The organism is Flavobacterium reichenbachii (assembly GCF_002217435.1).
GTDB classification, from domain to species: domain Bacteria; phylum Bacteroidota; class Bacteroidia; order Flavobacteriales; family Flavobacteriaceae; genus Flavobacterium; species Flavobacterium reichenbachii.
This window is the reverse complement of the sequence record NZ_MUHF01000007.1, coordinates 83,813-102,396: the sequence shown is the minus strand read 5'-3', so window position 1 is coordinate 102,396 and position 18,584 is coordinate 83,813. Positions and strand designations below refer to the sequence as shown.

General features: G+C 34.3%; 14 protein-coding genes. 7 read left to right on the top strand and 7 right to left on the bottom strand.

Features of this window, described 5'->3' with window-relative positions; all coding sequences use genetic code 11:
* Window positions 1-82: 82 nt before the first annotated feature.
* The 6 genes from B0A68_RS07245 to B0A68_RS07220 all read left to right on the top strand — a co-directional run bounded on the left by B0A68_RS07245 (window position 83) and on the right by B0A68_RS07220 (window position 11,321).
* Complete coding sequence (locus B0A68_RS07245) at window positions 83-3,361, top strand: SusC/RagA family TonB-linked outer membrane protein (RefSeq protein ID WP_035682500.1); 3,279 nt, start codon at window positions 83-85, stop codon at window positions 3,359-3,361.
* 11 nt (window positions 3,362-3,372) lie between these two features.
* Entirely contained in the window at window positions 3,373-4,833 is a 1,461-nt protein-coding gene (locus B0A68_RS07240; protein WP_035682503.1) for a SusD/RagB family nutrient-binding outer membrane lipoprotein, read from the top strand.
* A 304-nt stretch (window positions 4,834-5,137) separates the two neighbouring features.
* Entirely contained in the window at window positions 5,138-8,221 is a 3,084-nt protein-coding gene (locus tag B0A68_RS07235; protein WP_051892472.1) for a SusC/RagA family TonB-linked outer membrane protein, read from the top strand.
* A 17-nt stretch (window positions 8,222-8,238) separates the two neighbouring features.
* On the top strand, window positions 8,239-9,681 hold the full coding sequence (locus B0A68_RS07230; protein ID WP_035687888.1) for a SusD/RagB family nutrient-binding outer membrane lipoprotein: 1,443 nt from the start codon (window positions 8,239-8,241) through the stop codon (window positions 9,679-9,681).
* Window positions 9,682-9,767: 86 nt separating this feature from the next.
* Window positions 9,768-10,502, top strand: coding sequence for a 23S rRNA (guanosine(2251)-2'-O)-methyltransferase RlmB (gene rlmB / locus B0A68_RS07225; protein WP_035682506.1), 735 nt, complete (start codon window positions 9,768-9,770; stop codon window positions 10,500-10,502).
* Window positions 10,503-10,550: 48 nt separating this feature from the next.
* Window positions 10,551-11,321: a DUF2490 domain-containing protein gene (locus B0A68_RS07220; protein ID WP_035682509.1), complete on the top strand. Its 771-nt coding sequence runs from the start codon at window positions 10,551-10,553 to the stop codon at window positions 11,319-11,321.
* Here B0A68_RS07220 and B0A68_RS07215 read toward each other — a convergent pair whose 3' ends face one another.
* Complete coding sequence (locus B0A68_RS07215) at window positions 11,322-12,092, bottom strand: rhomboid family intramembrane serine protease (RefSeq protein WP_035682512.1); 771 nt, start codon at window positions 12,090-12,092, stop codon at window positions 11,322-11,324.
* A 245-nt stretch (window positions 12,093-12,337) separates the two neighbouring features.
* On the opposite strand from B0A68_RS07215, the gene B0A68_RS07210 reads away from it, so the two are divergent.
* Window positions 12,338-13,615: a replication-associated recombination protein A gene (locus B0A68_RS07210; RefSeq protein WP_035682514.1), complete on the top strand. Its 1,278-nt coding sequence runs from the start codon at window positions 12,338-12,340 to the stop codon at window positions 13,613-13,615.
* A gap of 15 nt (window positions 13,616-13,630) precedes the next feature.
* Here B0A68_RS07210 and B0A68_RS07205 read toward each other — a convergent pair whose 3' ends face one another.
* The 6 genes from B0A68_RS07205 to B0A68_RS07180 form a co-directional block, all read right to left on the bottom strand.
* Entirely contained in the window at window positions 13,631-14,386 is a 756-nt protein-coding gene (locus B0A68_RS07205; protein ID WP_035687891.1) for a hypothetical protein, read from the bottom strand.
* Window positions 14,387-14,388: 2 nt separating this feature from the next.
* Window positions 14,389-15,075 (bottom strand): YjjG family noncanonical pyrimidine nucleotidase, encoded by a 687-nt coding sequence (locus B0A68_RS07200; RefSeq protein ID WP_035682518.1) that lies wholly within the window; start codon window positions 15,073-15,075, stop codon window positions 14,389-14,391.
* Window positions 15,076-15,078: 3 nt separating this feature from the next.
* Window positions 15,079-15,768 (bottom strand): RadC family protein, encoded by a 690-nt coding sequence (gene radC / locus B0A68_RS07195; RefSeq protein WP_035682520.1) that lies wholly within the window; start codon window positions 15,766-15,768, stop codon window positions 15,079-15,081.
* 11 nt (window positions 15,769-15,779) lie between these two features.
* Window positions 15,780-16,244 carry a GNAT family N-acetyltransferase gene (locus B0A68_RS07190; RefSeq protein WP_035682522.1) on the bottom strand — a complete coding sequence of 155 codons (465 nt, stop codon included), beginning with the start codon at window positions 16,242-16,244 and terminating at the stop codon, window positions 15,780-15,782.
* A 212-nt stretch (window positions 16,245-16,456) separates the two neighbouring features.
* Window positions 16,457-17,812 carry a UDP-N-acetylmuramate--L-alanine ligase gene (locus B0A68_RS07185; protein ID WP_035682524.1) on the bottom strand — a complete coding sequence of 452 codons (1,356 nt, stop codon included), beginning with the start codon at window positions 17,810-17,812 and terminating at the stop codon, window positions 16,457-16,459.
* A gap of 64 nt (window positions 17,813-17,876) precedes the next feature.
* Entirely contained in the window at window positions 17,877-18,566 is a 690-nt protein-coding gene (locus B0A68_RS07180; RefSeq protein WP_035682527.1) for a tetratricopeptide repeat protein, read from the bottom strand.
* Between the last annotated feature and the right edge of the window lie 18 nt (window positions 18,567-18,584).

The window sequence follows — 18,584 nt, the reverse complement described above, 5'->3', positions numbered from 1 at the left end:
TCAAAAAAACCTTACCATAACATTAGGAATGTTAACAAATTATTATGAATATTGTACTACTAATTCAAAATAATTATTTAATATGAAACCAAAGTTCAATGGGTTTTTAGTGCTATTATTAGTACTATTCGCGCAACTAACCTTTGCGCAAGAAAGAGCCGTTTCCGGTATAGTTACCGACGACGCAGGCATGCCCCTACCAGGAGTAAGTGTACTAGTTAAAGGCACAAAAACTGGAACACAAACAGATTTTGACGGAAAATATTCTATCAAAGCATCACCAAGCCAAGTTTTAATATTTAGCTACATTGGGATGAAATCGCAAGAATTTGCAGCAACTTCTACATCAGTTAACGCGAAATTATCAGGAGATGCACAACAACTTGAGGGAGTTGTTGTAACAGCATTAGGATTATCAAGAGAGAAAAAATCTCTTGGATACGCCACACAGGAAGTAAAAGGAGAAAGTCTTGCTGCAGTTAAGAGTGACAACTTTGTAAACTCTATTTCTGGTAAAGTTTCTGGTGTACAAGTAAAAAGAACAACAAATTTTGGAGGATCTACTAATATCGTAATTAGAGGAAACTCATCTTTAACAGGAAACAACCAAGCTCTGTTTGTAATTGACGGAGTTCCTATCAGCAACAACAATTCAAACTCAAGAGATCAAGAACAATCAGGAGCAGGTTACGACTATGGTAGTGCTGCATCTGATATTAACCCAGAAGACATTGAATCTGTAAACGTACTTAAAGGATCAGCTGCAAGTGCATTATACGGATCTAGAGCTGCCAATGGGGTTGTAGTTATTACAACTAAAAAAGGAAGCAAAAGAGCAAAAGGATATTCTATTACAGTAAACTCGGGAGTAACAACGGGATCTGTTGATAAGAGTACTTTTATAAAATATCAAAAACAATATGGCGCAGGATACGGTGCATACTACGGTCCTGACGAAGATTCTTACCTTGATCATAAAGATATTGATGGAGATGGAATCTTGGATAATGTAACTCCGTTAACTGAAGACGCTTCTTACGGACAGGCTTTTGATCCTAATTTATTGGTATATCAATGGGACGCATTCTATCCTGAGTCTCCAAACTACATGAAAGCTACTCCATGGATTAATGCAAAAAATGGCCCTATAACATTTTTTGAAAAACCATTGGCTTTGACAAATTCTATTTCTATCGACAAAGGTTTAGAAAATGGGTATTTAAGATTAGGTATAAACAACCTTGATCAAAAAGGTCTTTTACCTAACAGCACATTAAAAAGAAATACTTTTACTTTAAGCGGATCTACTCTAATCAATGACAGATTAACTGTAGCCGGATATGGTAACTTTACAAGAACCAGTACAATTGGTAGAAATACTACTGGATACAATGATAACATTGCTGGAAACTTTAGACAATGGTGGCAGACAAATGTTGATCTTAAAGATTTGAAACAAGCTTACGAACTTACTGGCAGAAACGTATCTTGGAATCCAAATTCAACTACTAATTCTACACCTATTTTTTGGGACAACCCTTACTTCCAACGTTATGAAAACTATGAGTCAGACAGTAGAAACAGATTTATTGGTAATGTTTCATTAAACTATAAAATTGCAAGCTGGCTAGACGCTTATGGAAGAATGTCTGTAGATACTTATGACGAAATTCAAGAAGAAAGAAGAGCTGTAGGTAGTGTACCTTCAAACTTTGGTATTGGAACCGGAGGAGGTGACGGAAGTATCAACAGAAACCCGGCTCCATCAGGATATTCAAGAAGAAATATTGGATTTAGTGAGTACAACTATGATTTTATGTTGAACTACAACACTAATCTAACAGAAAAATTAAATCTTAAAGGTGTAGCAGGTGTTAACATCAGAAGAAGTTACTACAATTCAATCTGGGCTGCTACAAACGGAGGTCTTGCAATTCCAGGTCTTTATGCACTACAAAACACAAGCGCTCCAATGCTTGCTCCAATAGAGAGAGACGAATCAATAGGAGTTGACGGTATTTACGGAAGTGCTTCTTTTGGATACGATGACTTCTTGTTTTTAGAAGGAACAATTAGAAGAGACCATTCTTCTACTCTTCCAGAAGCAAACAGTTCATACTTCTACCCTTCTGTATCATCAAGTTTTGTGTTTTCAAAATTCATAACAGCTGACTGGTTCTCATTTGGTAAAGTAAGACTTAACTATGCTGAAGTTGGAAATAGTCCAGGTTTTGACAGAATTTTAGATACCTATGCAGTAAACACAGCTATCGGTGCTGGTTCTGCATCTGTAAAAGACACTAAAAACAATCCAAATCTAAAACCAGAACGTACAAAAAGTTACGAAGCTGGTATAGAATTATCATTCTTTAAAAAGAGATTAGGACTAGATGTTTCTTACTATAAATCTAACTCAATTGATCAAATCATTCCATTAAGATTAACATCTTCAACTGGTTATCTATATGAATTAATTAATGCAGGAGAAATAGAAAACAAAGGTATCGAAGTTTCATTAAACGGTACACCTATAAAAACAGACAGTTTTTCATGGGATGTTAATGTGAACTGGGCTAGAAACAGAAACAAAGTGGTAGAATTATTAGATGGTATCGACAACCTTCAATTAGGTTCTTTCCAAGGTGGAGTTACTATTAATGCTCAAGTTGGTCAACCATACGGAGTAATTTACGGTACTCAATATACATACTTAAATGGACAAAGAGTAGTTGATCCTGCTAATGGTCAATACATCAAAACTTCAACTTCAGACAATGTGATTGGAAATGCAAATCCAGAATGGACTGGAGGTCTTAACAACAAATTTACCTATAAAAATTTCTCATTAGAATTTTTAATTGACATGCAAAAAGGTGGTCAGATATTCTCATTAGACCGTTATTATGGTATGGCAACAGGATTATATGATGATACAGCTTTTACAAATGACCTTGGAAATCCTGTAAGAAACCCTATAACTACAGGAAGTGATAGTGGTGGATTTATAAATCCAGGTGTAAATCCAGATGGAACTGCAAATACAACAAGAATTAATGCAAGCCGATTTGGAGCACAAGGATACAGAAGAGGTTTACCAGACGAAGCATTTGTTTATGATGCAAGCTATATTAAATTAAGACAAACTGCAATCTCATATTCGCTTACAGAAAAAGCATTAAAAAATACTTTTATGAACGGAATGACTTTCAGTATCGTTGGAACTAACCTTTGGATTATTCACAAAAATTTACCAGATGCAGATCCTGAATCAGGATTAGGAGCAGGTAACTTACAAGGCTACTCAACAGGATCTTTACCATCTACTAGAGACATTAGCTTTAACATTAAAATCCAATTTTAAAAAAAGAAATCATGAAAAAGATATTTTTAATTCTACTCACTGCAGCAACACTTGCGTCTTGTTCCGATGATTTAGAGAAATTAAACGTAAACGTAAAAGACCCGGCAAATGTGCCTGGTGAAGTTCTATTTACTAGTGCTGAAAAAAGCTTGGTAGACCAGATGATGAGCACAAATGTTAATGATAATGTTTTCAGATTAATAAATCAATACTGGACAGAAACAGTATATACTGATGAAAGTAACTATGATTTAGTAACAAGAACAATTCCAGAACAACACTGGCAGTATTTATACAAAGATGTTCTAAAAGATTTAGATCAAAGTGCAAAAAACATTTCAAATACTGCAGTGGGTTTAACAGAAAACCCATTAAATAAACAAAACAAACTTGCAATAATCGAAGTTTTGAATGTTTACACTTATGCAATATTAGTAGAAACTTTTGGAGATGTTCCATATTCTCAAGCATTAAACTTGACTTACAAAACACCTAAATACGATGATGGCTTAACAATTTATAAAGATCTAATTGTAAGATTGAATAAAGCGATAGCAAATCTTAACACAGGTGGCGCAAGCTTTGGGGACAACGACAGAATATATGCTGGTGATGTGTCTAAGTGGATTAAATTTGCAAATACACTTAAGCTAAGATTAGGTATTACTATCTCAGACATACCTTCTGAAACAGCTTTAGCCCAAGCAACTGTATCTAGTGCTGCACCACTTGTATTCACTTCTAATGATGACAATGCAGATTTCAAATATTTAACGGCGACTCCAAATACAAATCCTTTATATGTGGATCTTGTAGCTAGCGGCCGTTCTGATTTTGTTCCAACAAGCACATTAATAAATGCTATGAACAATCTAAACGACCCAAGACGTTCTAAGTATTTTGATAATAATCTTGACAACCCTGCAACTCCAGAAATAGAATACGTTGGAGGTACAAACGGAGGAAGCAATTCATTCAATAATTACACACATATATCTAAAACATTACAAATCCCAGATTATCCAGGAACAATTTTAGATTATGCAGGAGCTCAATTTTTATTAGCAGAAGCAGCTGAAAGATCATTATACGGAACTCCTGCAGTTGCGGCAGCACATTATAATGCAGCAATTACAGCATCAATTTTAGATTGGGGCGGTACTACTGCAGAAGCGACGGCTTATTTAGCCAACCCAAGTGTTGCTTATGCAACAGCTGCAGGAACTTGGAAACAAAAAATTGGAACTCAAAGCTGGATTGCATATTACAATAATTCATTTGAAGGTTACTCAACTTACAGAAGATTGGATTATCCTGTTTTAGTAAAACCTGCTGATGCAGTTTCTGACATTCCTGTTCGTTATACTTACCCTATTATAGAACAATCCTTAAACAAAGCCAGCTACACAGCAGCTAGTCAAGCAATAGGTGGTGACGCAGTTACTACAAAGCTATTTTGGGATAAATTTTAATATTTAAGACATATTTCAATAGAAACCACCCTAATCAGGGTGGTTTTTTTGTTTAAAAAGTTACAAAAAAGAGTTAAATTGATTATCAAGTGTTAAAATTTAACATTGTGAATAATTTACGAAATTTCATTATTATCATATTTTTAACTATATTCTAAGAATACTTAATTTATAACGTTTTTTTAACCATAAATAAACAACATCTTCTTATAAAGCCATTATTTAACTAAAAAAAAAGGTTTTTACATTAGGTAGATTAACAAATTATTAAGATTTTTGTCTTACTAATTCAAAATATTTAAAAATGAAACTAAAGTTCAATGGATTCCTAGTACTTTTTCTAGTACTAGTTGCGCAACTTACTTTTGCGCAAGAAAGAGCTGTTTCTGGAATAGTTTCTGACGATGCAGGAATGCCTTTACCAGGTGTTAGTGTATTAGTTAAAGGAACAAAAACAGGAACACAAACTGATTTTGATGGAAAATTCTCTATCAAAGTTTCACCAAGCCAAATCTTGGTATTTAGCTACATAGGGATGAAATCTCAAGAAGTAGCTGCAACTTCAACTTCTATTAACATAAAATTAGCCGACAATTCTGTTGAGCTAGAAAGTGTAGTTGTAACAGCATTAGGGATTAAAAAATCTGACAAAGCTGTTGGTTATGCTACAACAAAATTATCTGGAAATGACATTACTAAAGGAAACAACCAAAACGTTGTAAGTGCTCTTAGTGGAAAAGTTTCAGGCCTACAAGTAACTGCTTCTGGAGGTGCTCCAGGACAAGCTAGTAGATTAGTAATTAGAGGAGGAAACAAATCTTTGACTGGAGCCAACGAACCACTTTATGTTATTGATGGAATTCCAATGAGTAATGCGAATGATGGAAATGGCAATACTGTAATAGGATTTAATAGCCCTAACAGAGCTTCCGACATTAACCCTAATGATATCGCAAGCGTAACAATACTTAAAGGTGCTGCCGGAGCTGTATTATATGGAAATCGCGGATCTAATGGTGTTGTTTTAATCACTACAAAAACCGGATCTGGAAAAGAAGGAAAACCTGTAATTGAATTCAATAGTTCAGTAGGTGTTGATGACGCTTTGGTTTTACCTGATTTTCAAACTGAATATGCTCAGGGATCTAATGGTGTAACTTATGCAGAAGGTGGTTCTAGATCTTTCGGACCTAGAATTACAGGACAAACTGTAACTAGTGCTGCTGCTGGAGCCGCTCAAGGGTTAGGGCCACAACAAATTCAATTGAAAGTTTACGACCCTAGAAAACAATTTCTACAAACAGGGACTACATATAATAATAACGTTTCTCTTTCAAACTCTACTGATGCTTACGATATGTTTGTATCTGTTGGACAATCTAAACAAACTTCTATTGTTCCTAACCAAGGATACCAAAAATTCAATGGTCGTTTTAACAGTAACTACAAATTCAGCAGTAAGTTTACAGCTGGAGTTAACTTAAGCTACAATGCTTCTGAAGGAGATCTTGCATATGCAGGACAAGACGGAGGGAATCCATTTTTCGCATTATTCCATACTCCTGTATCTTGGGATTTAAAAGGATACGGATACGAAAGACCAAACGGAACTCAAATTAACTTCCGCGGAGGAGCTTTTGACAACCCATATTGGAGTGCTTACAAAAACTCTGCACGTACAGATAGCCAAAGATATATTACAGGCTTAAACTTTGCTTTTGATGTAGCTAAAGATTTTAAACTTTCTTACCGTCTTGGTAATGATCATTTATCTGACGAAAGAACTCTTTTCAAAGATATCTACACTGGGGGTAATCCGTTAGGAAACTTAACTTACGATAATATTACGCGTCAAGAAACTACATCTACTTTAATTGCTACTTTCAATAAAGACATTACTGAAAAATTCAAAGCAACTTTGACTGCTGGACAAGATTATAATAAGAGAACTTTCCAACAAACTCAAACTATTGGAACCGAATTGATTCTTCCTGGAATTATCAATACGAACAATATCAAAACTTTTAGCCCTGCTTACCTTTATAACTCAAAAAGAACATTGTTTGGAGTATTTGGAGATTTATCTCTTAGTTATGACAGCTACCTTTTCTTAAACGTAGTTGCAAGAAACGAATGGAGTTCAACATTACCAAAAGACAACAGAAGTTTCTTCTATCCAGGTGTAAGTGCTTCGTTGATTTTCACAGACGCATTCAAAATACAATCAGACGCGCTTACTTATGGTAAATTACGTGTAGGCGCTTCTAAAACAGGTAGAGATGCAGATCCATACTTAACTCAGCCTGCTTACAGAAAAGCAATATTTGGTGATGGATTTACAGATGGTGTTGAGTTTCCTTTTAACAACTTAGCAGGATACACAATCCAAAACACAATTAGTAATGCTAATTTAACTCCTGAGTTCACTACAGAATATGAAGTGGGTGTTGAGTTAAAATTATTCAAAGACAGAATTGGTATAGATGCATCATACTACAGAAACGTAAATACTGACGGTATTATTCCATTAGATATTTCTCCTGCAACTGGTGCAACTGCAACAATCATTAACAGTGGGCAAACATCTTCGAAAGGTTTTGAACTTATGTTAAGAACAACACCTATTCAAACTAAAAACTTTAAATGGGATGTGTCTTTCAACTTTAGTAGAGTTAGATCACATGTTGACGAAACTTATCCTGGTGTTGACAAAATTTACCTTGGTGGATTTGACGGAAATCCAGCTATTTATGCTGTAAAAGGTGAAAGATTAGGAACAATAATCGGAACTGGTTACGCTAGAGATGCAAATGGAAAAGTATTAGTTGACGACGATGGAATTCCTTCTGTATTAGACGGTGTAAATCTTGGTCATACTGAAGCGGACTGGACTGGTGGTTTAAGTACCGCTATTAACTACAAAAACATTTATTTCACTGCACTTGCTGACATAAGACAAGGTGGTTATTTATATAGTGGAACAGGAGAATTGTTAGACTTCTATGGTGTAAGTAAAGAAACTTTAAACCGTAATGATGATTATATCTTCCCTGGAGTAAATGCCACTACAGGAGCTGCTAACGACGTTGTTGTAAAACGCGATGCAAATTGGTATGGATTAGGTGCTTATCCTAACGAACAATATGTTTACGAAAACAATTGGGTTAAACTAAGAGAAGTTACTCTTGGATACACTTTCAAATTAAAAGACAAATATATTCGTTCTTTAGATATAGGAGTATACGGTCGTAATTTATTTATTTGGACAGACGTTCCTCATATCGACCCGGAATCTAGTTCTTTTGGAACTGGTAATGCTCAAGGTGTTTCTAGATTTGCATTCCCAACTACAAGATCTTTTGGTTTCAATCTAAAAGCACAATTCTAATACTAAAATTAATGAAAATGAAAAAAATTGACAACAAATATTTTAAGCGAATATTTCATATTGGCTTAATTACATTGGCTGCGGTATTTGTATCTTGTGATAATGAATTAGATATAAACAATGACCCAAATAACCCAACAGAAGTTCCTTATGCGACATTATTATCTGCCGCAGAAGTTAATTTAGCTTATACTTTTGGAGGAGACGGAACAAGAATGCCAGCAAGTATTGTACAGCATTACTCTGGACATAGAGGACAACCTTTAAATTATGGACAATATAACATTACATCAGCAGATACTGATGGTTTATGGGCTAGTATCTATGATATCCTAATTGATCTAAGATCAATTGAAGATCAAACTAGAACTTCTGGTGACAATGTTTACCTTGGTGCTTCTCAAATTCTTCAAGTTTATACTTTTAGTGTAGCTACAGATCTTTTTGGAGACATTCCTTATAGCGAAAGTTTAAAAGGAGCATCAAACATTACACCTGCATATGACAAGCAAGATGCGATTTATGCTTCATTCCTTACAATTTTGGATCAAGCTATTGTAAACGTAAAAAGCAATGCCGGTGCTAAACCAGGAACAGCTGACTTATTATACAGTGGTGATATTGCTAAATGGGAAGCTTTTGGAAACTCTTTAAAACTAAGATTATTAAATCACCTTAGTAAAAGAAACCCAACACAGGCATTAGCATTTTTACAAACTAACCCATTGCTTATTAGTACAAATGCTAACAATGCAAAAGTAAGTTTTGGAAACATTGCTACTAATGCAAATCCAATCTACCAATTTGATGTTTTATCAGGCAGAAAAGATCAGGCTGTTGCAAGTACAATTATTGAAAACATGAAATCTCTAAATGACCCTAGACTTAGCCTATACTTCTTGCCTGTTAAAAACAACGGTGCAGGTTTAGCAGGTCAATATCTTGGTAATCTTCCAGGTCAGGATCTAGATGATTCAGGAGAAAATCTATTTTCTCGTGTAGGTCCAGCCTTTGCTTCAATCAACTCTGCTGTTACTTTGATCAGTGCTTCAGAAGTAGAATTTATTAAAGCTGAAGTTTATTTTAGAGCTGGTGATCTTGCAAATTCAAAAATAGCTTATGATAAAGCTATCACAAATGACTTTGCTGCAGTTGGAGCTACTGATGCAACAACTTACATCGCTAACCCTTTAGTAACTTATAACAATACATTACAAAGAATCATGAACCAAAAATGGATAACAATGTTCCAGGCATCATATGAATCTTTTGTAGATTGGAGAAGAACAGGATTCCCTGTTTTAACTTCACCAGCAACTAACCGTACTAATGGAGTTACACCTAGAAGATTGCCTTATCCGCAAAAAGAAATTAATGTTAATGGTGCTTCTTTAGCAGCTGGACCTGGAATTCCGGTTCCTTATGTAACATTAACTACAAAAGTGTGGTGGGATAATTAATCCTTGAAACATTTAAAAACATATTAAAACCGCTTTGTTAATTCAGAGCGGTTTTTTTTTGCAAACATAATAGCTATATTTGCAGTATGGAAAAAGAACATCAAATATTTGGAATTAGAGCCATTATAGAAGCAATTCAAGCAGGAAAAGAAGTAGATAAAGTATTCATCCAAAAAGAAATTTCTGGAGAATTAATGAAAGATTTAATGAAAGTGATGAAACGCGCTAACATTAATTTCTCCTACGTTCCTGTAGAAAAACTTAATCGTCTAACTCCTAATAATCATCAGGGAGCCGTGGCAACAATATCTCCAATTGGTTTTATCGACTTAGAACATTTAGTAGAATCGACTATTGAATCCGGATCTAAACCATTATTTTTAATATTGGATCAAATTTCTGACGCCAGAAATTTTGGTGCTATTATTAGAACTGCCGAATGTACAGGTGTAAACGGAATTATCGTTCAGAAAGCAGGTTCTGCTCCTGTAAACGGAGACACTGTAAAAACATCTGCCGGAGCAGTTTTTAATGTTCCTATTTGCAAAGTTGAACATATAAAAGATGCAATATTTTATCTTCAGGGATCGGGTATCAAAACGATTGCTGCAACAGAAAAAACAGAACAAAACATTTACGATTTAGAACTAAATGAACCTTTAGCCATTATTATGGGATCTGAAGACAGAGGAATTAATCCGTCGGTTCTTAAAATTGTAGATGAAAAAGCAAAACTTCCAATGTTTGGTACAATTGGCTCTTTAAATGTTTCTGTTGCCTGCGGCGCTTTTTTATATGAAGCCGTTCGTCAGAGAAGCTAAAAAATTATAGATTTTAGATTGGTATGAATAATTGTAATTTTAAATCAAATGCAGCCTTATTCAATAGTAGACCTTTCAATAAAAAAACTCTTCATAATTCTGTCCATAACAGTATTCTCCAATTACTGTTATGGACAAAATAGTACATACAGTCAATTCTGGAACGAAGTACAGTTTACCAAGATGATAAACAAAAAATGGTCTGCAGAATTAGATTTAACAAATTCCTACAGCAGTACAGAATCATCATCTCATATGTTTAAAAATAATGTCCAGAAATCTTTTAGGTTTTGGGGACATTATAATCTATCTGCAAAATGGAAAACTTCTGCATTTATAGCTCATTATGATAACAAAGATGTCCCTGAAATTGGGCAGTTTAAATCACCGGAATGGAGATTTGCTCTTCAGGGAATTTATTATTTTCACAAAAACGAATATACCTTAAGTACAAGATCAAGACTTGAACTTAGACACATTAGAAATGAAGATCGCGATTATGAAAATGTATTTAGATTCAGACAGCAAATAAAATATTTACAGCCTTTAAACGATAAATCACTTCATAAAGGCGTTATTTACGGAATAGCTTCCGATGAAATATTTTTTAAATCAGGAACAAAAGTAACAGGAGAAAGTTTTTTTGACCGCAACAGATTTAATATTGGAGGCGGATATTTATTTACTGACGACATACAGCTTGAAGTTACTTATGCAAATGAATACCTCCCACGAAAAAGTGGAAATCAAACTATCAATGCAGCGTCAATGACAATAACATTTAATGATTTATTCAAAAATAGAAGAAAAAGTTTTTAATCAATTTACATTAAGATCTTCCTCCGGATCATTATTCTTCCGAATGGTGTAGTTTACCAAAACATTCGAATCAAAATAAGCAGAAATAGTTTCTTCTTCGGGGATTTCGGTATTGACAAAATTACCATTTTCATCAAAATGTTTCATAAAAGGATCTGTCTCGGGATCAAAATCAGGCTTTTGCCATTCGTAAAAAATAGGCTTTGTATATTCAGGCGTTTTGTAAATCAACGTCAAACCAAAACCTGTAATAAAACCAGCCAAATGCCCTTCCCATGAAATAGATTGATCGACGTCTGGAAAAACGTACCAAATCATCCCTCCGTAAAGCAAAATAACCGACAAAGAAAGTGCTACCAAACGATAATAACGGGTTTGGATCCCTTTAAAAAAAATAAAACTAACCACAACATATATTAATCCACTCGCGCCGATATGATAATTTTCACGACCAATAATCCAGGTAATTAAACCCGAAAATAAAATACCATATCCTATAACTCCAATAGTTTGCTTAGGATAAAAAAACTGCAATGCTGCTAATAAAACCAAAAGTGGAATTGAATTGTTATAGAGATGACTTAAATTTTCATGAATAAAAGGGCTGAATAAAACTCCTTGTAAGCCAGAAAAATCTCTAGGATAAATGCCGCTTTGATAAAAATCGAAATCAAAACGAATTTGTATCCAATATACGATCCATAAAATAAGAACAAAAAATAATGGAAGTCCAATAACTGCGGTCGAAAATTTAAAGTGATTGTCGTTCATTTTATAAAAATCTGTTTAATATCTAGCAATCAAAAAACTATCCAAAATAAAATTACTGATAATTTGTCAGCAGCTTTAAAATTTCTTGGATACGATTTTCTGCTCTGATAGAAGCGACATCCTTTTTCCAGCTCTTTTAGCCAGTAACAGATACAGTGGACAGGAGGACACGAGCTATTGCTAAATGACGAAGTAAAAGCGCTCAAAAACTATAAAATTAAAATTGAAAATAGTAAATTTACAGAATGGATGCACCTTTAGCCGAACGAATTCGCCCGCAAAAATTAGAAGATTACATTAGTCAAAATCATTTGGTTGGACCAAATGGCTCATTGACGCAACAAATTTCGAAAGGAATTATTCCATCTTTAATTTTTTGGGGACCACCGGGAACAGGAAAAACAACCTTGGCCCAAATTATTGCGCAAGAATCTAAACGCCCTTTTTACATCTTGAGCGCTATTAATTCTGGCGTAAAAGATATTCGTGATGTAATTGAAAAAGCCAAACAAAGCGGTGGCTTATTTACCGCTAGAAATCCGATATTATTTATAGATGAGATTCATCGATTTAGCAAATCACAGCAAGATTCACTTCTCGCAGCTGTAGAAAAAGGCTGGATTACACTTATTGGTGCCACAACAGAAAATCCAAGTTTTGAAGTTATTCCGGCTTTACTGTCACGTTGTCAAGTTTATATTTTAAATGCTTTTACTAAGTCAGACTTAGAAGCTCTCCTGCATCGTGCTATGAAAACCGACACAGAACTGGCATCAAAAAAAATTACTCTAAAAGAAACCGAAGCTTTATTGCGACTGTCCGGTGGTGATGGAAGAAAGCTTTTGAATATTTTTGAGCTTGTAATAAATGCTTCTGCCGGAGAAGAAATTGTTATAACCAACGATAGGGTTTTTGAACTAGTACAGCAAAATACTGTTTTGTATGACAAAAGCGGCGAACAGCATTATGATATTGTTTCGGCTTTTATAAAATCTATTAGAGGAAGCGACCCAAATGGCGCAGTTTACTGGCTTGCCAGAATGATTGAAGGCGGTGAAGATGTAAAATTTATTGCCCGCAGAATGTTAATTTTGTCTAGTGAAGATATTGGAAATGCAAACCCGACGGCTTTTATTATGGCTAATAATACTTTTCAGGCCGTAACCACAATTGGCTATCCAGAAAGTCGCATTATATTAAGTCAATGCGCCATTTATCTGGCTACCTCGCCAAAAAGCAATGCCTCGTATATGGCTATTGGAAATGCACAGCAATTGGTAAAGCAAACAGGAGATTTACCCGTTCCAATTCATTTAAGAAATGCTCCGACCAAACTTATGAAAGAGCTGGGTTATGGCGACGAATATAAATATTCGCATGATTATGCTAATAACTTTGCCGAACAGGAATTTCTTCCCGAAGCTATAAAAGAAACGGTTCTTTACAATCCGGGAAGCAACTCTAGAGAGAACAGCAACCGCGAATTTTTAAAGAACCGCTGGAAAGATAAATATGGTTATTAAACCTTATTTTAGTATTTAGAATTTAACTGAAACTTTTTCAGAAACTAATTTGTCATTTTGATAATATTCAAAAAACCATTGATTGTCTTTTGCGTTTAATGTTCCCTGAACTCCATCTTTGATTGCAATAAATGAATCTGGACGAGATGTTTTTAACAGCTTCATAATAACTTTTGGCGTTTTGTCAATCAATTGAAATCCGTTTTCTGTAGGCTGTGCGTACAACAAATTAGGATCATTAACATTTGCAGCTGGCGCACTTACTGCCGCAACAGGTGCCATTGTAACAGCCGGAGTTGCAGAAGGCGCAGTAGTCATCGCAATTTTACTTCCTCCTACTGGAGCTTTTCCGCTGTAAGCATAATGAAGATCATAAATAGATTTAAATGCTCCTTCTAAAGCTTCTCTGTATGCGGTTTCATAATCTTTCTCTTTACTTTTTCCGATTTCAGAAGTGTAGATTAATTTACCAAAACAATCTTTAAACTCTGCAAAAAGTTTTGTAACTAAAAATCCATTGTCTTTTTTTACATCAATGTATAATAATTCACATCGATCAATTAATTCAGGCGGAAGCTGTTCGTTAGCGTAATAAGCTTTAAAGCCTGCTTTTAACAAATTAGACTTTGTTAGTGTTGCCAATCTATATTGATTTTCAACTTTAATAAAATCATACTTCACAGGCACTATAACGGCCTTATAATCATTAATCGACTGGGAAAATCCAATAACTGAACATAAAAGCGCAGCCAGCAAAAATTTAATTCTCATCATTATAAATATTTTTTAAGTTCTAGTAAATGGTTAATTTGTTTAAAATTTATTGGAGCTTCAATCTTTTTATCATTAAAAAAAATAGCATCTAAACCTGCATTTAAAGCACCATGAACATCTGCTTCAAGATCGTCCCCAATCATAATACTATTTTCTCTAGAAGTTTGGGCCAGATTTAGAGCATAATCAAAGATAATACTATTTGGCTTTTTTACACCAGCGAGTTCAGAATTTGTTATAGTAGTAAAATAACCGCCGAGAGAGGCATTGTTTATTTTTTTTTCCTGAACATGAGCAAATCCATTGGTAATAATATGAAGTCTGTATTTTGACTTTAGATAATCTAAAACTTCTATAGCGCCATCAAAAAGATAATTATTATCTGTAAGGAAATCTATATAGTCATTTGCAATCTGATCGATATTCTCGTCAGACATAGCATAATTTAAAGCATCAAAAGAAAGTTTGAGTCTATTGTAACGAAGTTCCTGATGTGTTATCTGATCAAACTGATACAGCCGCCAGCATTCCTGATTAATCGGAGCATATTTTGAGATAAAATCTATAGTCTTAATTTCAGGAAACCTGGAGGTAAAAATACGATCAAAAGCCATTTGAGAATTTTTATCAAAATCCCAAAGGGTATGATCCAAATCGAAAAAAATATCGGTAATATTGGTATTCATAGATTAAAATGTTCCTTCATCTACAAAACTATAATATTTTGTTTCAGTAATAATCAAATGATCTAAAACTTTAACATCTAAGCTTTCTCCTGCTAATTTTAATTTTTTGGTAATTTGTTTATCTGCGCTGCTGGGCACTAAAGTGCCGGAAGGATGATTGTGACACAAAATCAAGGCTGTAGCTCCAGTTTCTAAGGCGATTTTAAAAACCAGACGCACATCTACAATAGTCCCCGAAATCCCTCCTTTACTCAATTGTGATTTAGAAATCACTTTGTTTGAATTATTAAGAAAAAGCACCCAAAATTCTTCATGAGCAAGCTCGCCTAAAATAGGCTGCATTATTTCAAAAACATTTTTGCTTGAAGTAATCTTAATCAATTCTACCGCATCTTCTGCTCTTCTGCGGCGTCCAAGCTCGAGAGCCGCAATAATGGTTATTGCTTTGGCCTCTCCGATTCCTTTATAATTCATTAATTGCGAAATAGACATTTTACCAAGCGCGTTTAGATTATCAGCACCGGCCAGAATTTTTTTGCTTAAATCTACTGCAGATTCGTTTCGGCTTCCTGAACCTATCAAAATTGCAATCAGCTCGGCGTCGCTTAAAACATCTTTGCCTTTTGACATTAATTTTTCGCGGGGCTTGTCATCTTCTGACCAGTCTTTAATAGGAAAATGTACTGTTTCCATAAACCTAAAATTTAAAGAATTGATTTACTCATGCAGATACTATTTGTCTGACCAACATACGGACCATAATTTTCTACGATGGTAAAGCCCACTTTTTGATATAAACTGACCGCTTCTGTCTGTTTGTACAAAGTCTCTAAAACCATTGTTTTAAAACCTTGCTTTATGGCTTCTGTTTCTAATTCTTTAATGACTAACTGCGCCAATCCAAAACCTCTTGCTTCTGGAGAAACAAACATACGTTTTAGCTCCACTGTCCATTTATCATATTTTTTGAAACAACCGCAGGCTGCGGCTTTTCCATCCAAATAAACAAGAATAACATTATCATTAAAAACCTCAATTATATTATTGCCCCAATACTCATTTTTTAATTCCGGATAACGATCCCATAAATAAGCATCAAAAGTTTCTATTAAAAGTAAAAAGTCGGGATTTTTATTAGTTGTTTTTACAACCTCTAATTGTGCATTCATAAAAAATATCTATTTGGCTAAACTACATAAAAAACAAGAAAAATCATTCAAAAAAAATTAATTCTTATTCAGAAATATGTTTTAAATTTAAAGAAAAAAGATGAAATATATTTCTCTGCTGTTAATAGTAATATCAATTTATTCCTTTTAAAAAAAAGTGCCAGCCACCAATAGCGACTGACACATTATCTGATTTTCGAATTGACAATTATCTAATTAATCAATCCTTTAACTTCATCAAAATTCAAACCTCCATAATTTCCTGAACTCATTAATAATAAAGCTGAGTTTTCAAGATTCAAATTGAATAAATATTCTTTAAACTCCGTCGGATTGGTATAAATTATTAAATCTTTGCGGTTGAATGAACTTGCAATCTGCTCATACGTAACTTCTTCCAATTGTTTGATTTTAACAGCGTCAGGCGAATAAAAAACTACCGCCACATCTGCATATTCAAGAGCACCTTCATACTCTTTTAGAAATTCTGCATTCAAACTGCTGTATGTATGAAGCTCTAAACAAGCCACTAATGTTCTGTTAGGATATTGCTCTTTTACAGCTTTTGTAGTGGCTGCAACTTTGCTTGGCGAATGTGCAAAATCTTTATAGGCAACTTTTCCTTTTCCCTCTGCAATTTTTTCCAAACGTTTAGATGCTCCTTTAAAACTTGCAATCGCTTCGTAAAAATCAGCTTCATCAACACCCATGTTCTGACAGATCCATTTTGCACCTGCAAGATTATTCAAATTATGTGCACCAAAAACCTCTATCGGCATATCGCCTTCTGGAGTTTTTAGCAAAGTAACACCGTCACTCACAGTATATTCCGGAGTATTGTACGCTAGTTTACGAATTGGATTTGTTGCAGCTTCTGCAACACGTTTTACTTCAGGATCATTTTCGTTATAAACCAAAATACCTCCATTTGTAATTTTATCTATAAAAATTTCAAACTGCTCTACGTAATTTTCATACGTTGGAAACACGTTAATATGATCCCAGGCAATTCCGGATATTAAAGCAATATTTGGCTGGTACAAATGAAATTTAGGTCTTCTGTCTATTGGAGATGATAAATATTCGTCACCTTCCAGAACCACAAAATCATTTTCTTCAGTAAGATGCACCATAGTATCAAAACCTTCTAACTGTGCTCCTACCATATAATCAACTTCGATATTATGATAATGCATAACGTGCAAAATCATAGAAGTTATGGTTGTTTTTCCGTGCGAACCTCCAATTACGACACGTGTTTTGTTTTTAGACTGCTCGTATAAAAATTCTGGATACGAATATATTTTCAAACCCAATTCCTGTGCTTTCAGCAATTCCGGATTATCAGCTTTTGCGTGCATTCCTAAAATAATCGCATCAAGATCTGCGGTGATTTTTTCTGGAAACCAGCCCATTTCGGCAGGAAGAATTCCTTTTTTTTCTAATCTTGATTTTGATGGTTCAAAGATTGCATCGTCACTTCCTGTAACCTGATATCCTTTATTATGCAATGCCAATGCTAAATTATGCATAGCACTTCCGCCAATGGCGATGAAATGTGTTTTCATTTAAATTCCAATTTTTATAAATCCAAAATCCCAAAATTACCTAACAGCAATATTTAAGATTTGGTTATGATGATTCAAATTTTTGTTTTAATTCACGCGCTTTTTTTGCGTCTTTTAATTTGTTCAAATATAAATTATATAATTTTTGAAATGTGGTTTTTGATTTACCAATTTCATGGGCTTTTATATAATATTTTTCGGCTTCTGTGTATCTCTTAAAATATTCTTCGATTTTTCCCTTAGATAAATAACCATCAACAGGAGAAAGCTTCAATAATTCATTCGAATACGATATGGCTTTAGATTCACTGCCTCCAAAAATTCCGGGAAGATGCAGGTAATATTCAATTAATCCCCAGCGTGCAGGGACATGTTTTGGGTTGAGTTCAATTGCTTTTTCAAATGACGCTTTTACTTCATCCGCCATTCCTAAAGCTTTAAATTTATTTACCTCAGAGGCTCGCATCCCTAATGCACCGCCGTATTTAAAGTAATAATTGGCTTCTGCTGGTTTTAATTCTTTTAGCTTTTTATAATATTTCAAAGCTTCTTCCCATAATTTATTATAGGAAGCAATATCGCCTAAATATTCGAGTGTTTTAACATCGGAAGGTTTGGTTTTCAGAATTCCTTCAAAAATAATCTGAGCTTCTTCGTATTTTTTTGAATGAAATAATTTCTCTCCTTTTTCAAAGTTAGATTGTGACCAAAGCAGCATTGGCGCAAACAAAAAGAAGATTATAATTTGTTTCATATTTCAAAAATAAGGAAA

What these genes read in the sequence shown, in the direction of transcription:
- B0A68_RS07245 (WP_035682500.1), top strand. Translation starts at nt 83, where the DNA reads ATGAAACCAAAGTTCAATGGGTTTTTAGTGCTATTATTAGTACTATTC.
- B0A68_RS07240 (WP_035682503.1), top strand. Translation starts at nt 3,373, where the DNA reads ATGAAAAAGATATTTTTAATTCTACTCACTGCAGCAACACTTGCGTCT.
- B0A68_RS07235 (WP_051892472.1), top strand. Translation starts at nt 5,138, where the DNA reads ATGAAACTAAAGTTCAATGGATTCCTAGTACTTTTTCTAGTACTAGTT.
- B0A68_RS07230 (WP_035687888.1), top strand. Translation starts at nt 8,239, where the DNA reads ATGAAAAAAATTGACAACAAATATTTTAAGCGAATATTTCATATTGGC.
- rlmB (WP_035682506.1), top strand. Translation starts at nt 9,768, where the DNA reads ATGGAAAAAGAACATCAAATATTTGGAATTAGAGCCATTATAGAAGCA.
- B0A68_RS07220 (WP_035682509.1), top strand. Translation starts at nt 10,551, where the DNA reads ATGCAGCCTTATTCAATAGTAGACCTTTCAATAAAAAAACTCTTCATA.
- B0A68_RS07215 (WP_035682512.1), bottom strand. Translation starts at nt 12,092, where the DNA reads ATGAACGACAATCACTTTAAATTTTCGACCGCAGTTATTGGACTTCCA.
- B0A68_RS07210 (WP_035682514.1), top strand. Translation starts at nt 12,338, where the DNA reads ATGGATGCACCTTTAGCCGAACGAATTCGCCCGCAAAAATTAGAAGAT.
- B0A68_RS07205 (WP_035687891.1), bottom strand. Translation starts at nt 14,386, where the DNA reads ATGAGAATTAAATTTTTGCTGGCTGCGCTTTTATGTTCAGTTATTGGA.
- B0A68_RS07200 (WP_035682518.1), bottom strand. Translation starts at nt 15,075, where the DNA reads ATGAATACCAATATTACCGATATTTTTTTCGATTTGGATCATACCCTT.
- radC (WP_035682520.1), bottom strand. Translation starts at nt 15,768, where the DNA reads ATGGAAACAGTACATTTTCCTATTAAAGACTGGTCAGAAGATGACAAG.
- B0A68_RS07190 (WP_035682522.1), bottom strand. Translation starts at nt 16,244, where the DNA reads ATGAATGCACAATTAGAGGTTGTAAAAACAACTAATAAAAATCCCGAC.
- B0A68_RS07185 (WP_035682524.1), bottom strand. Translation starts at nt 17,812, where the DNA reads ATGAAAACACATTTCATCGCCATTGGCGGAAGTGCTATGCATAATTTA.
- B0A68_RS07180 (WP_035682527.1), bottom strand. Translation starts at nt 18,566, where the DNA reads ATGAAACAAATTATAATCTTCTTTTTGTTTGCGCCAATGCTGCTTTGG.